This is a genomic window from Kitasatospora sp. NA04385, from assembly GCF_013364235.1.
Taxonomy (GTDB): Bacteria; Actinomycetota; Actinomycetes; order Streptomycetales; family Streptomycetaceae; genus Kitasatospora.
Map to the genome: position 1 here is coordinate 4,917,160 of NZ_CP054919.1, position 16,644 is coordinate 4,933,803.

At 71.3% G+C, this 16,644-nt stretch carries 10 protein-coding genes; 9 read left to right on the forward strand and 1 reads right to left on the reverse strand.

The window, feature by feature from the left end:
* The first annotated feature begins 111 nt into the window (after positions 1-111).
* Positions 112-2,907, forward strand: coding sequence for a SpoIIE family protein phosphatase (locus HUT16_RS22070; RefSeq protein WP_254897933.1), 2,796 nt, complete (start codon positions 112-114; stop codon positions 2,905-2,907).
* A 195-nt stretch (positions 2,908-3,102) separates the two neighbouring features.
* Positions 3,103-5,526, forward strand: coding sequence for a SpoIIE family protein phosphatase (locus HUT16_RS22075; protein ID WP_176192801.1), 2,424 nt, complete (start codon positions 3,103-3,105; stop codon positions 5,524-5,526).
* On the opposite strand, the gene HUT16_RS22080 is transcribed toward HUT16_RS22075, so the two are convergent.
* Positions 5,523-6,659, reverse strand: a complete 1,137-nt coding sequence (locus tag HUT16_RS22080; protein WP_176189843.1) for a hypothetical protein — start codon at positions 6,657-6,659, stop codon at positions 5,523-5,525. The two genes, HUT16_RS22075 and HUT16_RS22080, sit on opposite strands and share 4 nt — an antisense overlap.
* 212 nt (positions 6,660-6,871) lie before the next feature.
* On the opposite strand from HUT16_RS22080, the gene typA reads away from it, so the two are divergent.
* The 7 genes from typA (at position 6,872) to HUT16_RS22115 (ending at position 16,634) form a co-directional block, all read left to right on the forward strand.
* Entirely contained in the window at positions 6,872-8,776 is a 1,905-nt protein-coding gene (gene typA / locus HUT16_RS22085; protein WP_176189844.1) for a translational GTPase TypA, read from the forward strand.
* Between the two features lie 356 nt (positions 8,777-9,132).
* On the forward strand, positions 9,133-10,767 hold the full coding sequence (locus HUT16_RS22090) for an ABC transporter substrate-binding protein (RefSeq protein WP_176189845.1): 1,635 nt from the start codon (positions 9,133-9,135) through the stop codon (positions 10,765-10,767).
* Positions 10,768-10,908: 141 nt separating this feature from the next.
* A complete protein-coding gene (locus HUT16_RS22095) occupies positions 10,909-11,835 on the forward strand; it encodes an ABC transporter permease (RefSeq protein ID WP_176189846.1) in 927 nt (308 codons plus the stop codon).
* The gene (locus HUT16_RS22100) at positions 11,828-12,778 is read left to right on the forward strand and encodes an ABC transporter permease (RefSeq protein WP_176189847.1); all 951 of its coding nucleotides are present in this window, start codon (positions 11,828-11,830) and stop codon (positions 12,776-12,778) included. Before HUT16_RS22095 ends, HUT16_RS22100 begins: the two co-directional genes overlap by 8 nt.
* A gap of 17 nt (positions 12,779-12,795) precedes the next feature.
* Positions 12,796-13,848 (forward strand): ABC transporter ATP-binding protein, encoded by a 1,053-nt coding sequence (locus HUT16_RS22105; RefSeq protein WP_176189848.1) that lies wholly within the window; start codon positions 12,796-12,798, stop codon positions 13,846-13,848.
* Positions 13,841-14,860, forward strand: coding sequence for an ABC transporter ATP-binding protein (locus HUT16_RS22110; RefSeq protein WP_176189849.1), 1,020 nt, complete (start codon positions 13,841-13,843; stop codon positions 14,858-14,860). Before HUT16_RS22105 ends, HUT16_RS22110 begins: the two co-directional genes overlap by 8 nt.
* 151 nt (positions 14,861-15,011) lie before the next feature.
* Positions 15,012-16,634: an ABC transporter substrate-binding protein gene (locus HUT16_RS22115; RefSeq protein ID WP_176189850.1), complete on the forward strand. Its 1,623-nt coding sequence runs from the start codon at positions 15,012-15,014 to the stop codon at positions 16,632-16,634.
* Positions 16,635-16,644 lie beyond the last annotated feature (10 nt).

Below are 16,644 nucleotides of genomic sequence, written 5' to 3' on the forward strand. Positions count from 1 at the left end.
GTTCGGCAGCATTCGTCACGATCCGTGAGCCCGCGACGGCACGGCGTGGCCGCGGCCCGCGCCCCGGCGACCCGCCGGGGGCGTCCCAGTGGCGGTGGGGAGGCCCCGTAGGTGGCGAAGCCGGGTGACGGCGGAGGAGAGCGCGAGGCGTCCGGCCTGCCCCCGCGCGGGGCGCGGCGCTCCGGCGGCCCCGCGGGCGGCGCCGGGCGGGCCTCCGCCCGGGCCCGGCTGCGGCGCGGCCGCCCCGGCCAGACCGCGCCCCGCCGTGCTGCCCGGCAGCTCCCCGAGCGCCGGCCCCGCCCCCAGCCGCCCACCGCGCCCGGCCCCGCCCGGCTCCCGGCCCGCGGCCGCCCCGCCCGGCCCTTCCCCGGCGCGCCCGAGGTGCACCCCGGCGCCCCGGCCGACACCGGCCCCACCTCCCTGCACCCCAGCCGCCGCACCGAGGGCGGCAGCCTGCTGGACGTGGTCCGGGTGGCCATCGTCATCCTCGACACCTCGGGCCGGGTGGTGCTGTGGAGCCCCGCCGCCGAGGAGATGCTCGGCTGGCCCAGCGAGGTGCTGGTCGGCCGCGCCGTCGACGAGCTGATCCCCGACCCGGACCAGGTGCGGCGCATCCGCGCCGCCGTCCAGGAGACGCTGCGCCGCGGCTCCTGGCACGGCTTCACCGAACTCGCCGACCGGGACGGCCTGCAGGTCGAGGTGGAGGCCAGGCTCTCGCTGCTGGTCGACGGCGACGGCGCCCCGTACGTGCAGGCCGCGCTCACCGAGGCCGCCGCGCTGCGCGCCGTCGAACGGGACCTCGCGGTCCGCGACGCCCTGTTCGAGCAGTCCCCGCTCGGCATCGCCGTCCTCGACACCGACCTGCGCTACACCGCGGTCAACCGCACCCTGGCCGACATGAACGGCCTGCCCGCCGAGGAGCACATCGGCCGCACCACCGGCGAGACGCTGCCCGAGCGCTCCGCCGACGAGATCACCGCCGTCCAGCGCCAGGTGCTGGCCACCGGCGAGCCGGTCATCGACGTCACGCTGGCCTCCCCGTCCACCGCCCGCTCCGGCTACCGGTCGATCTCCTACAGCCGGATGACCGACCGCTCCGGCCGGGTGCTGGGCATCTCCGGCACCGTGATGGACGTCACCGAGCGCTACCGGGCGGTGGCCAAGGTCGAGGGCGCCCGGCGCCGGCTGTCGCTGCTCAACGAGTTCGGCTCCCGGGTCGGCGACCTGCTGGACGCCTCGATGATCGCCCAGGAGCTGGCCGGCGCGGTCGTCCCCCGGCTCGCCGACTACGCCGGGGTGATCCTGCTGCAGGCCGTCGCGCACGGCGACGACCTGCCCCGGCACGGCCACGACCGGCGCACCTCGCTGCTGCAACTGGGCGTCGCCGCGATCCAGCAGGGCCCCGCCGTGGAGACCATGCTCCGGCACGGCGCCCGGATCACCTTCGAGGAGGACTCCGTCTTCGGCCGGGTGCTGCGCAGCGGCGTCCCCGAGATGCTCTCCGGCGGCAACGGCGCCGAGGAGCTGTCCTTCGCCGGCGACCCCAAGGTCGAGGCCGCCCGCGAACTCGGCGTCCACTCCCGGCTGGTGGTCCCGCTGCGGGCCCGCGGCATCGTGATCGGCCTGCTGGTGGTCAGCCGGGCCGGCTACCGCGAGGGCTTCGACCGCGACGACCTCGCCTTCACCGTCGAGCTCGCCGACCGGGCCGGCAGCTCCCTCGACAACGCCCGCCTGTACGCCCGCGAGCGCACCGCCGCGCTCACCCTGCAGCGCACCCTGCTGCCCCAGCAGGTCCCGCAGCCCACCGGCGTCGAGGTCGCCTACCGGTACGTGCCCGGCTCCAGCGGCACCGAGGTCGGCGGCGACTGGTTCGACGTCATCCCGCTGCCCGGCGACCGCACCGCCCTGGTGGTCGGCGACGTGATGGGCCACGGCCTGCGGGCCGCCGCCACGATGGGCCGGCTGCGCACCGCCGTCCGCGTGCTGGCCGCCCTGGACCTGGCCCCCGAGGCCGTCCTGCGGCACGTCCACGAGCTCACCGACGACCTCGCCCAGGGCCCCGACGAGGCCCTGCTCGCCACCTGCGTCTACGCGGTCTTCGACCCCGCCCGGCGCAGCCTGACCGTCACCAAGGCCGGCCACATCCCGCCGGTCCTGGTGGTGCCCGGCGCCGACGCCGAGCCGGCCCGCTCCGGCGGCCCGCTGCCCGGCGGCGCCGGCCAGGTGCTCGACCTGCCCTCCGGCGCGCCGCTCGGCGTGGGCGGGGTGCCGTTCGAGTCCATCGAGATGGAGATCCCGGACGGCAGCCTGCTCGCCCTGTGCACCGACGGGCTGGTGGAGTCCCGGGACAAGGATCTGGACGTGGGACTGGGGAGGTTGATCAGCGTGCTCGAACAGCCGTACGCCTCGATCCAGCAGGCGTGCGAGGCCGTCCTCGACACCATGGAGCAGGGCCGCGAGCCCGACGACGTGGCCCTGCTGCTGGCCCGGCTCGGCCGCGGCCGGGCCGACGTGCCCACCGCCGGCTGGACGCTGCCCGCCGAACCGACCGCGGTCTCCCGGGCCCGCCGGCTGGTCCGCGGCACGCTGTCCGACTGGGGCGCCGAGGAACTCACCGACACCGCCGAACTGCTCGTCAGCGAACTGGTCACCAACGCCGTCCGGTACGCCAGCGCCCCGATCGGCGTCCGGCTGACCCTCGGCGAACTGCTCCTGGTGGAGATCTCCGACCCGCTGCCCGACCCGCCCCGCGAGCGCCACGCCGGGGCGGGCGACGAGGGCGGGCGCGGCCTGGAGCTGGTCCGCAGGCTCGCCCTGCGCTGGGGCACCAGGGCCGAGGGACTGGGCAAAGTGGTCTGGTTCGAGCTCGCGAATTCGGAGGTTCAACTACCCGATTCGATGTTGTGACGTTGAAGGGCGTGTGCGCCCGCACCCAGATGATGAATACTCGGACATCGAATACTCGGTCTTCTCGACACCGGATGGGCGCGGGTTGGAGGGGTCGGTCCGTTGAACAGCTTCCCGGCACGGAACGTGACGCACGGCAGCGGCGGCTATGCCGCGGTGCCGGAGCAGCCGGGTGCCCCGACGACCCCCGCCACGCTGCCGCTCGGCTGGGGACGGGGCGCCTCGGGCACCATCTACGACTACATCAGGGTCGCGACCTTCGCGATCGGCCCCGACGGGCGGATCGCCCAGTGGAGCGACCGGGCCGCCGAGTTCTTCGGCGTCCCCGCCGCGGAGGCGGTCGGCGCCGACCCGATCACCGCGTTCATCCCGCGCGAGCTGTGGCAGCGCGGCCGGGCCCGGCTGGAGCGCATCCTGTCCGGCGAGGAGTGGGTCGGCACCGCCCCCTACCGGGACCTCAGCGGCGCCGAGAGCCTCGCCGAGGTCTACGCGATGCCCGCCAGCGCCGACGGCTCCGCCACCTGCCTGGCCGTCGACCTCGGCCGGCTGCGCGCCATCGAGACCGACCTGGCCGCCTCCGAGGCGGTCATCGGCCAGACCCCCACCGGCTTCTTCCTGTTCGACACCGACCTCAGGCTCCAGCGGGTCAACGCCGCCTTCGCGGCCGGCGTCGGCCGCAGCCCCGCCGCCCTCCAGGGCCTCGCCCCCGGCGACGTGTTCCGCCCCTCCGACGCGGACCGGCTGCTGCTCGCCCTGCGCAAGGTGCTCACCGGCCAGGAGCCCGTCCTCGACCTGCGGCTGTCCGGCCCGGTCCGGGCCGCCCGCCCCAGCGCCGGCCGCGACGAGGACCAGCGCACCTGGGCCGTCTCGCTGTACCGGCTCACCGCCGCCGGCGGCCGCCCGATCGGCGTGGCCGGCCAGGTCCAGGACGTCACCAGCCGGCACATCGCCGAACGCGAGGCGGCCGGCGTGCGCCGCAGCCTCGCCCTGCTGAACGAGGCCTCCACCCACATCGGCTCCACCCTCGACCTGGAGACCACCGCCAAGGAACTGCTCGACGTGATCGTCCCGCAGTTCTGCGACGTCGCCACCGTCGACCTGTACACCGCGCTGCTCACCGGAGACTCCGCCCCGCTCAGCGCCAACCCGGAGAGCGGCGAACTGCGCCGGGTCGCCGTCTCCAGCGTGGTCGGCAACGCCCCCTCGGTGCTCGGCAGCGAGCGCGGCGGCGTCCGGGTCGCCGAGGCCGGCGGCACGCTCTGCTACCCGCCGCGCTCCCCGCACGCCCGGGCCCTGCGCACCGGCCGCAGCGTCGTCCCGCAGCCCGGGCCCGATCCGCTGCTGCGCTCCACCCTGGTGGTGCCGCTGGTCGCCCGCGACCAGGTGCTCGGCCTGGTCCAGCTGTCCCGGGCGATCGGCAGCGAGCCGTTCGACGCCCGCGAGGTCGCGATCGCCGAGGAGCTGGTCGCCCGCGCCGCCGTCTGCGTCGACAACGCCCGCCTGTACCGCCGCGAGCACGAGCGCGCGCTGATCCTCCAGCGCAGCCTGCTGCCCCCCGGCAACCCGGCCGCCTCCGGCCTGGAGATCGCCCGCCGCTACCTGCCCAGCAACAACAACACCGAGGTCGGCGGCGACTGGTTCGACGTCATCCCGCTGCCCGGCAGCCGCACCGCCCTGGTGATCGGCGACGTGATGGGCCGCGGCCTGCGGGCCGCCGTCGCGATGGGCCAGCTGCGCACCGCCGTGCGCACCCTGGCCATGCTCGACCTCGACCCCGAAGAGGTGCTCTCCGCCCTCGACGAGATCGCCCGCGGCCTGGGCAACGACGAGGACCCGGACCGCTCCAGCGCCGAGGTCTACCTCGCCACCTGCGTCTACGCCGTGTACGACGCCGTCAAGCAGCGCTGCACCTTCGCCAACGCCGGCCACCTCCCGCCGGTCCTGCTCGCCCCCGGCCAGGGCGCCCGCACCATCACCGTGCCGCCCGGCCTGCCGCTGGGCGTCGGCGGCGAGCCGTTCGAGGAGGTCACCGTCGACCTGCCGGAGGGCGCCGTGCTGGCCCTCTACACCGACGGCCTGGTGGAGTCCCGCAAGCACCAGCTCGACGAGGGCATCGACGCCTTCCGAGCCGCGCTGGCCGCCGGGTCCGAGCAGATCGAGGAGCTCTGCGACCAGGTCCTGGACGAGCTCAACCCGCACCACGGCGAGGACGACATCGCCCTGCTGATGGCCAAGGTCAAGGGCCTGCCCAAGGGCTCGGTCGGCGACTGGCGCTTCCCCTCCGAGCCGACCTCGGTCGCCAAGGCCCGCGAGGCCGCCTGCGGCTGGCTGCTGGAACGCGGCCTGGACGAGCTGGTCGACACCTCCGAGCTGCTGGTCAGCGAGCTGGTCACCAACGCGCTGCGGCACGGCCGCGGCGAGATCCGGCTGCGCCTGCTGCGCGACAAGACCATGGTCTGCGAGGTCTGGGACGACGCCTACGCCCAGCCGCGCCAGCGCCGCGCCCAGGAGACCGACGAGGGCGGCCGCGGCCTCCAGCTGGTCTCCCTGCTGGCCGAGCGCTGGGGCAGCCGCCGCACCCCCAAGGGCAAGATCGTCTGGTTCGAGCTGGCGCTCTAGGCCGCCGGGCCCTCCAGCACCACGGCCGCGGCCCGGCGCTCCACCAGGGCGATCCGGGCCAGGCCGGGGGAGAGCCTCCGGGCCCGGTCCAGGGCCCGCGCGGCCTGCTCGGGGCGGCCGGCGGCGAGCAGCGCCGCCGCCAGCGAGCACTCGGCACCCGCCACCGACAGCAGGTCCAGCTGCGGCCCCACGGCCCGGTCGGCCGCCTTCACGGCCGCCTCCCGCTCCCCGCGCAGCCGCAGCAGGTCGGCCCGCACCGGGGTCCGTCGGGTGTGGTCCTCGAACGCCGAGGTCAGCGCCGCCAGCCGCGGCAGGTAGTCGGCGGGCGGCAGCAGTCCGGCGTCCGCCGCGCACACCAGCGCCTCGGCGCGGGCGAGGTCGGCGGCCCAGCCCAGGTGGGCGACCGGCGCGGCGGGGACGATCCGCCCGGCCCGCTCCAGGGCCTCCTCCCACGCGCCGGCGGCCAGCAGCGCCCGCACCCGGAGCACGTCGCCGCTCAGGGTGCCGCCCGCCGGTTCGGCGGCCAGGGCGGCCACCGCGTCGGCGGGCCGCCCGTCCAGCAGCGCCCGGGCGGCCGCCAGCTGCGCCGGGGAGGCGTACGCCTCGGCCAGCAGCGCGGGGGAGGCGGTGGGCAGCCGGAGGACCACCCAGCCCGGGCAGCCCGGGAACCGGCTCTGGAGGGCCACCTCCAGCAGCGGAAGCCCCGCCGTCATCAGGCCGAACAGCTGCCAGCCGCCCCGGGTCGCCGCCACCAGCCACCCGCCGAGCACCAGCGCCGGGACGTACGCGGCCGTCACCGCCGCCCAGGCCCGCGGGCGGGGGGCCGGGACGAGCAGGCGCGCGCAGACGACCAGCGGCAGCGGCACCGACCGCAGCGCCAGCGGGGCCCCGCCCAGCCGCCGGACCCGGACCATCCGGCCCACCCCCAGCCCGTACCCGGTCGGGACCAGCCCGGCGGGGCGACCGAGCAGGGTCAGGGCGGACTGGGTCAGCAGGTTGCCGGCCAGCAGACCGCCGTAGACCGCGGGCATCGCCACGTACGGCGGCGGGTACTCGGCCCCGGACAGCAGCAGGGCGGACAGCAGCGCGACGAAGATCGCGAAGGCGATCAGCAACCGGGTCTTCTTCTTCACCGGCGTAGCTTCCCGATCCCGTGGTGCGTACGGGAAGGAACGAGACGCACTTGTGATCCGCACCGCCCCGCAGCTGCCCGTTTCGGCTCCGTTGGGGCCTTCCCCGTACGATGGGAAGAAGCCGAGGCATGTGCCGTGCCCGGCGGGTGGACCGGTGAATGCTGACGCGGGCCGGGCACCGTGACCCACGATTCCGGGAGAATCAGCGCCGCATGCCCACGCGCAACGACATTCGTAACGTCGCCATCGTCGCCCACGTCGACCACGGCAAGACCACCCTGGTCGACGCCATGCTGAAGCAGGCCGGCGCCTTCGCCGCCCACCAGCAGCTCGACGACCGGATGATGGACTCGAACGACCTGGAGCGCGAGAAGGGCATCACCATTCTCGCGAAGAACACCGCGGTCAAGTACCACCCCAAGGACGGTGGCGCGCCGATCACCATCAACATCATCGACACCCCCGGCCACGCCGACTTCGGCGGCGAGGTCGAGCGCGGCCTGTCGATGGTGGACGCGGTCGTCCTGCTGGTCGACGCCTCCGAGGGCCCGCTGCCGCAGACCCGCTTCGTGCTGCGCAAGGCGCTCACCGCGCGGCTGCCCGTCATCCTGTGCATCAACAAGACCGACCGCCCGGACGCCCGGATCGACGAGGTCATCAACGAGACCTACGACCTGTTCCTGGACCTGGACGCGGACGAGGACCAGATCGAGTTCCCGATCGTCTTCGCCTGCGCCCGCGACGGCGTGGCCTCGCTGACCAAGCCGGAGAACGGCACCGTGCCGTCCGACTCCGACAACCTGGAGCCGTTCTTCTCCACCATCCTGGAGCACGTCCCGGCCCCGGTCTACGACGAGGACGCCCCGCTGCAGGCGCACGTCACCAACCTGGACGCCGACAACTTCCTCGGCCGCATCGCGCTGCTCCGGGTCGAGCAGGGCGAGCTGCGCAAGGGCCAGACGGTGGCCTGGATCAAGCGCGACGGCTCGATCCAGAACGTCCGGATCTCCGAGCTGCTGATGACCGAGGCGCTCACCCGCAAGCCCGCCGAGGTGGCCGGCCCCGGTGACATCTGCGCCGTCGCGGGCATCGGCGACATCATGATCGGCGAGACCCTCGCCGACACCGAGAACCCGATCGCGCTGCCGCTGATCACCGTCGACGAGCCGGCGATCTCGATGACCATCGGCACCAACACCTCGCCGCTGGTCGGCAAGGGCGGCTCCGGCAAGGGCGCCGACGCCAAGTCCACCAACAAGGTGGACCGCAAGGTGACGGCCCGCCAGGTCAAGGACCGCCTGGACCGCGAGCTGATCGGCAACGTGTCGCTGCGCGTGCTGGAGACCGAGCGCCCGGACGCCTGGGAGGTGCAGGGCCGCGGCGAGCTGGCGCTGGCCATCCTGATCGAGACCATGCGCCGCGAGGGCTTCGAGCTGACCGTCGGCAAGCCGCAGGTGGTCACCCGCGAGGTCAACGGCAAGACCCACGAGCCGGTCGAGCGCCTCACCGTGGACGTCCCCGAGGAGCACATGGGCGCCGTCACGCAGCTCATGGGCATCCGCAAGGGCCGGATGGACAACATGTCCAACCACGGCTCGGGCTGGGTCCGGATGGAGTTCGTGGTGCCGTCCCGCGGCCTGATCGGCTTCCGCACCGAGTTCCTCACCAACACCCGCGGCACCGGCATCGCGCACTCGATCCACGAGGGCTACGAGCCGTGGTTCGGCACCCTGACCACCCGCAACAACGGCTCCCTGGTCGCCGACCGCTCCGGCGTGGTCACCGCCTTCGCGATGACCAACCTGCAGGAGCGCGGCGTGCTGTTCACCGACCCCGGCACCGAGGTGTACGAGGGCATGATCGTCGGCGAGAACTCCCGCTCCGACGACATGGACGTGAACATCACCAAGGAGAAGAAGCTCACCAACATGCGTTCCTCGAACGCCGACGTGGCGGAGTCCATCGTGCCGCCGCGCAAGCTCTCGCTGGAGCAGTCGCTGGAGTTCTGCCGCGAGGACGAGTGCATCGAGGTGACCCCGGAGACCGTGCGCATCCGCAAGGTCGTCCTGGACGCCAAGGAGCGCGGCCGCACCGCCTCGCGCGCCAAGAAGGGCTGACGCCCGGGGTCGCACCCCGTTGACCGGCCGACCGGCCGGCGTCCTCGCGGACGCCGGCCGGTCGTGTTTTCGGTGACGCACCGTCACGTCCGGACAGGCGCGGGTCGTTCGTTAATCGGACGTCACGCATCGTCATCCGTGACAACTGTCCGTTTCGCCCATGTCTGAGTATGTCTTTAATGTCCGTTTTCCGGGATTCATCCACCGTTCATGTGACCAAATTGAAATCCGTATTGGTCAGTTCCGTATCCGTGAGTGACCGATAGTGGGTGCAGTCGAGCTCGGGTCGAGGCTCCTGCGCAGGGGTGCGCGCCAGGCCGCGAGTGATCTGCAACACGATTTCAGGAGGACACCCAATGCGTGGTGCCAGCCAGGCCAAGTGGGTTGTCGCAGCCGTCGCGGTCGCCCTCGCCGCTACCGCTTGCGGCAGTGGTGGCAGCTCTTCCGGCGGCAGCTCCAACGGCGCCGCCAACGCTCAGGGCACGTTCAGCTACCAGAGCACCGAGCCGCAGAACCCGCTCCAGCCGGCGAACGCCATGGAGGTCGGCGGCGGTCGCATCATCAAGACCCTGTTCAAGGGCCTGGTGGACTACGACCCCAGCAACGGCGAGCTCCGCAACCAGGTGGCCGACAAGATCGAGACCACCGACGCGCAGAACTACACCGTCACCCTGAAGTCGGGCTGGACCTTCCACGACGGCACCCCGGTGACCGCCAAGTCCTTCGTGGACGCCTGGAACTGGTCGGCCAACACCAAGAACAACCAGATCAACTCGGACTGGTTCTCGGACATCCAGGGCTACGCCGACGTCCACCCGGACGAGGGCGACCCGACCGCCACCACCATGTCCGGCCTGAAGGTCGTCGACGACACCCACTTCACCATCGCGCTGACCGGCCCGGTCTCGTACTTCGAGTACAAGCTCGGCTACACCGCCTTCTCGCCGCTGCCCGAGGTCTTCTTCACCGACCCGGCCAAGTACGGCCAGTCGCCGATCGGCAACGGCCCCTACAAGTTCGTCTCGTGGGAGCACAACAAGGCCGTCACCGTCGCCGCCTACGACAAGTACGCGGGCATCGACAAGCCGAAGAACGGCGGCATCGTCTTCAAGAACTACTCGCAGGCCGAGGGCGCCTACAAGGACCTGGTCTCCGACAACCTGGACGTGCTGGACCAGGTCGACCCGAGCGACCTGGCCTCCTACAAGACCGACCTGGGCGACCGCGCCGTCGACCAGGCCCAGGGCGCCATCCAGTCGATCTCCTTCTCGCTCTACGCGGACGACTGGAAGCCGGCCAACCTGGCCAAGGTTCGCCAGGGCCTGTCGATGGCGATCGACCGCGACACCATCACCAAGACGGTGCTCAACGGCTCCCGCCAGCCCGCCAACTCCTGGGTCGCCCCGGGCGCCATGGGCTACAAGGACAACACCTGCGGCGAGTACTGCACGTACAACCCGGAGAAGGCCAAGCAGCTCGTCACCGAGGGCGGCGGCGTCCCCGGCAACAAGATCACCGTGCTGTACAACGCCGACGGCGGCCACAAGGAGTGGGTGGACGCGGTCTGCAACTCCATCCGCCAGGCCACCGGCGTCGAGTGCGTCGGCGACCCGAAGCCGGACTTCAAGTCCTCCCGCGACCTGATCAAGAACAAGAAGGTCGACGGTCTGATGCGCACCGGCTGGGTGCAGGACTACCCGCTGAACGCCAACTTCCTGCGCGACGTGTACGGCACCGGCGCCGCGGCCAACGACGCCGGCTACTCCAGCCCGGAGTTCGACAAGCTGGCCGCCGAGGCGGACAAGGCCACCTCGGTGAAGGAGACCGCGGACCTGTACCAGAAGGCCGAGGAGCAGCTGGCCAAGGACATGCCGGCCATCCCGCTCTGGTACTACAAGACCACCGCCGGTTACTCGAAGAACGTGCAGAACGTGAAGTACGACTCCTTCGGTGACCCGGTCTTCACCCAGGTCGAGGTCAAGCAGAAGTAACCGAGCCGGCACCGCACGGCTCGAACAGACACGGCCGGTGCCGTGCACCGCCCCACCGGGCGGCCCGGCACCGGCCGTTGTCACGTCCGGAACTCTGACACCGGGACTGACGGCACGTCAGAGCAGTCAATTGGAGGCACGATGGGGCGCTACGTCGCGAGGCGACTGCTCCAGATGATCCCGGTGTTCCTGGGCACGGTCACGATCATCTTCTTCATGACCCGCATGCTGCCCGGTGACCCCGCGGCCGCGATGTGGGGCGACAAGGCCGCCGACCCGGCCCAGCTCGCCGCGTTCAAGCACGACATGGGACTCGACGTCTCCAAGTGGCAGCAGTACCTCAACTACATGGGGGACCTGTTCACCGGCGACTTCGGCAAGACCATGAACGGCCGCAAGGTCATCGACGTGATCGGTGAGGCCCTCCCGGTCACCATCCGGCTCGCGCTGCTGGCCTTCGTCTTCGAGCTGGTCGTCGGCATCGGCATCGGCCTGCTGGCCGGCCTGCGCCGCGGCAAGGCGTTCGACAAGTCGACGCTGGTGCTGACCCTGCTGCTGATCTCGATCCCGGTCCCGGTGCTCGGCTTCATCTTCCAGAACGTCTTCGCGATCCAGCTCGGCTGGGTCACCCCGACGGTGCAGAGCTCCACCAACCTGGGCCAGCTGATCCTGCCCGCCGTCGTGCTCGGCTCGATCTCGCTCGCGTACGTCGCCCGCCTCACCCGGACCTCCATCGCGGAGAACCTGAAGGCCGACTACATGCGCACCGCGGTCGCCAAGGGCCTGCCCAAGCGCAAGGTGATCGGCACCCACCTGCTGCGCAACTCGATGATCCCGGTGGTCACCTTCCTGGGCACCGACCTGGGCGCCCTGATGGGCGGCGCGATCGTCACCGAGGGCATCTTCAACGTCCAGGGCGTCGGCAACTCGCTGTACCACGCCATCGGCCGCAGCGAGGGTGCGACCGTCTCCGGCTTCGTCGTGGTGCTGGTGCTGGTCTTCCTCTTCGCCAGCCTGCTCGTCGACCTGCTCTACGCGGTCCTGGACCCGAGGATCCGGTATGCCTGACCTGATCGAGAAGAACGCCCCCGCCGGGGACGGCGAGACCCCCGCCGAGCGGGTCGTCGTTCCCGCGGTGAAGACCGAGAAGCCCCGCAGCCTCGGCCTGGACGCCTGGCACGACCTGCGCAAGCGCCCGGTCTTCATCATCTCCGCGGTGCTGATCGTCCTGCTGGTGCTGTTCGCGATCGCCCCCGGCCTGTTCACCTCGGTGGACCCGCGGGCCGGCGACCTGAGCAAGCACTACCTGGGCAAGCCGAGCTACCTGCACTTCTTCCAGGCCGACTGGTTCGGCTACGACGGCCAGGGCCGCTCCATCTACGCCCGGATGATCTACGGCGCCCGCGCCTCGGTGATCGTCGGCATCTGCGTCACCGCCGGCGTCACCCTGCTGGGCGGCCTGCTGGGCATGGTGGCCGGCTACTACGGCGGCTGGGTCGACACGATCGTCTCCCGCTTCACCGACATGGTGTTCGGCATCCCGCTGCTGCTCGGCGCGCTGGTCATCCTGAACGCCTTCCAGGTCCGCACGGTCTGGTCGGTGGTCTTCGCGCTGGTCATCCTCGGCTGGACGCAGATGACCCGCGTGATGCGCGGCTCGGTGATCACGGTCAAGCAGTCCGACTACGTGACCGCGGCCAAGGCGCTCGGCGCCGGCACCGGCCGGATCATGGTCAAGCACATCCTGCCGAACGCGATCGCCCCGGTGATCGTGGTCGCCACCATCGCGCTGGGCGGCTACATCGCCGCCGAGGCCACGCTGAGCTTCCTCGGCATCGGCCTGCAGGACCCGACCATCTCCTGGGGCATCGACATCAACTCGGCCCAGAAGGTGATCCGGCAGGCGCCGTTCGTGCTGTTCTTCCCGGCCGGCATGCTCTCCGTCACCGTGCTGGCGTTCATCATGCTCGGCGACGCCGTGCGTGACGCCCTCGACCCGAAGCTGCGCTGAGAGAGGCGGCCCGCATCATGACCACCGCACTTGAGAAGACCACCCCGGCGAAGGACCGCCCGACCCCGGGCACTCCGCTGCTCGAAGTCCGCGACCTGCACGTCGAGTTCAAGACCCGGGACGGCGTCGCCAAGGCCGTCAACGGCGTCAACTACTCGGTCGCCGCCGGTGAGACGCTGGCCGTGCTCGGCGAGTCCGGCTCCGGCAAGTCCGTCACCGCGCAGACCATCATGGGCATCCTCGACATGCCGCCCGGCCGGATCACCTCCGGGGAGATCCTGTTCCGCGGCCAGGACATGCTGAAGATGTCGGGCGAGGAGCGCCGGAAGATCCGCGGCCGCAAGATCGCGATGATCTTCCAGGACGCGCTGTCCTCGCTCAACCCGGTGCTCTCCGTCGGCTACCAGCTCGGCGAGATGTTCCGGGTGCACGAGGGCGCCTCCAAGAAGGAGGCCAAGGCCAAGGCGATCGAGCTGATGGACCGGGTCCGCATCCCGGCCGCCAAGGAGCGGGTCAACGACTACCCGCACCAGTTCTCCGGCGGCATGCGCCAGCGCATCATGATCGCGATGGCGCTGGCCCTGGAGCCGGACCTGATCATCGCGGACGAGCCGACCACCGCGCTGGACGTCACCGTCCAGGCCCAGGTGATGGACCTGCTCGCCGAGCTCCAGGCCGAGTACCACATGGGCCTGATCCTGATCACCCACGACCTCGGCGTGGTCGCCGACGTCGCGGACAAGATCGCCGTCATGTACGCGGGCCGGATCGTCGAGACCGCCCCCGTGCACGACCTGTACGCCAACCCCGCCCACCCCTACACCGAGGGCCTGCTCCGGTCGATCCCGCGACTGGACCAGAAGGGCGAGGAGCTGTACGCGATCAAGGGCCTGCCGCCCAACCTCTACAAGGTCCCGGCCGGCTGCGCGTTCAACCCGCGCTGCGACGCCGCCACCGACCTGTGCCGCACCGAGAGCCCCGCCCTGCACCAGGTCACCGACCGGGACGGCGCCGAGCTCGCCGGGCGCAAGAGCGCCTGCCACTTCTGGAAGGAGACCCTCCATGGCTGAGCCCATCCTGGAGGTCCGCGACCTGGTCAAGCACTACCCGCTGACCCAGGGCGTGCTGTTCAAGAAGCAGGTCGGTGCGGTCAAGGCCGTCGACGGCATCTCCTTCACCCTCCGCAAGGGCGAGACGCTCGGCATCGTCGGCGAGTCCGGCTGCGGCAAGTCCACCCTGGCCAAGGTCCTGATGAACCTGGAGCGGGCGACCGCCGGCCAGGTCCTCTACAAGGGCGAGGACATCTCCCGGCTGTCCGGCTCCGCGCTGAAGGCGGTGCGCCGCAACATCCAGATGGTGTTCCAGGACCCGTACACCTCGCTGAACCCGCGCATGACGGTCGGCGACATCATCGGCGAGCCGTACGAGATCCACCCCGAGGTGGCGCCGAAGGGCGACCGCCGCAAGGCGGTGCAGGACCTGCTGGACGTGGTCGGGCTCAACCCGGAGTACATCAACCGGTACCCGCACCAGTTCTCCGGCGGCCAGCGCCAGCGGATCGGCATCGCCCGCGGCCTGGCGCTCAAGCCCGAGGTGATCATCTGCGACGAGCCGGTCTCCGCGCTCGACGTGTCGGTGCAGGCCCAGGTGATCAACCTGCTGGAGCAGCTCCAGCAGGACTTCGAGCTCTCCTACATGTTCATCGCCCACGACCTCTCCATCGTCCGGCACATCTCCGACCGGGTCGGCGTGATGTACCTGGGCAAGATGGTCGAGATCGGCACCGACCTGGAGATCTACGACCACGCCACCCACCCGTACACCCAGGCGCTGCTGTCCGCGGTGCCGGTGCCGGACCCGAGCGACCGGGAGAACCGGGAGCGGATCATCCTCTCCGGGGACATCCCCTCGCCGGCCAACCCGCCGTCCGGGTGCCGCTTCCGCACCCGGTGCTGGAAGGCGGAGGAGCGCTGCTCCACCGAGGTGCCGCTGCTGGCCGTCCCCGAGCTGCCGGCCGGCGGGGCCCGGCACGAGTCGGCCTGCCACTTCGCGGCCGAGCGGGAGTCCGCCGCGGCGGCGTGACACCGCCGAGCAGCGCCGAAGGGGCACCGGGAGACACGCCCGGTGCCCCTTCGGCGTGCCTCCCCCGTCCGGCCCTACTGCGGTCGCGTCGCAACTGCGCGGCCCTTCTCATGAGGTGAGATGCGTCATACACCCCTGAGGAGGAAGCTCCATGCCTGCAGGCACCCGTGTGCGCTGGGCCGTTGTCAGTGCGACGTCCGTGGCCCTGGTGGCCACGGGTTGCGGCAGCAGCGGCGGCTCCGGTGGCGGTTCGTCCGACGCCAGCAAGACCTTCACCTACCAGAGCAGTGAGCCGCAGAACCCGCTGCAGCCGGCCAACGCCAACGAGACCGGCGGCGGACGCATCGTGCAGAACCTGTTCAAGGGCCTGGCCGACTACGACCCGTCCAACGGCAAGCTGCGGATGCAGGTCGCGGACTCCATCGACACCAGCGACGCGCAGACCTACAACGTCACGCTGAAGTCGGGCTGGACCTTCCACGACGGCACGCCGGTGACCTCGCAGAGCTTCGTGGACGCCTGGAACTGGGCGGCCAACGTCGGCAACAACCAGATCAACAGCTCCTGGTTCGGCGACATCGAGGGCTACAAGGACGTCCACCCGGAGAACGGCTCGCCGACCACCGACAAGATGTCCGGCCTGACCGTCCAGGACGACACCCACTTCACCATCAAGCTGTACAACAAGGTCTCGTACTTCCCGTACAAGCTGGGGTACGTGGCCTTCTCGCCGCTCCCGCAGGGGTTCTTCAAGGACCCGGCGGGCTACGGGCAGAAGCCGGTGGGCAACGGGCCGTACGAGTTCGTCAGCTGGGACCACAACTCGCAGGTGGTCACCAAGACGTTCGCCAACTACCAGGGCGTGGACAAGCCGAAGAACGGCGGCGTCGTCTTCAAGATGTACACCACCGCCGAGGCCGCCTACGCCGACCTGCAGTCGAACAACCTGGACGTGATCGACCAGGTGCCGCCGTCGGCGCTGGCGAACTACAAGAACGACCTGGGCGACCGGGCGATCGACGCCCCGCAGGGCGCGATCCAGAACGTCGGCTTCACCCTGTACCAGTCCGACTGGCAGGGCCAGGACAAGGCCAAGGTCCGGCAGGGCCTGTCGATGGCGATCGACCGGGACACCATCACCAAGACGGTGCTCCAGGGCTCGCGCAAGGCGGCCACCGCCTGGGTCGCCGAGGGCGTCGAGGGCTACAAGTCCGGCACCTGCGGGGACTTCTGCACGTACAACCCGGACAAGGCGAAGCAGCTGATCCAGGAGGGCGGCGGCGTCCCCGGCAACGCGGTCAAGATCACGTACAACGCGGACGGCGGCCACAAGGAGTGGGTCGACGCGGTCTGCAACTCGATCCGGCAGGCCACCGGGGTGAACTGCAGCGGCGACCCGAAGACCGACTTCAAGACCGCCCGCGCGGCGATCACCGGGCACCAGATCGACGGCATGTTCCGCACCGGCTGGGTGCAGGACTACCCGCTGAACGCCAACTTCCTGGCGGACGTCTACCGCACCGGCGCGGCCTCGAACGACACCGGATACTCCAGCCCGGAGTTCGACAAGCTCTCCACCGAGGCCGACCAGGCCGCCTCCATCCAGGACACCGCGACCGGCTACCAGAAGGCCGAGGAGCAGCTGGCGCTCGACATGCCGGCCATCCCGCTCTGGTACTACCGGACCAACTCCGGCTACTCCACCAACGTCCAGAACGTCACGTTCGACTCCTTCGGCAACCCGGCCTGGACCCAGGTCGAGGTCAAGGGCTGACCGTGCCAGG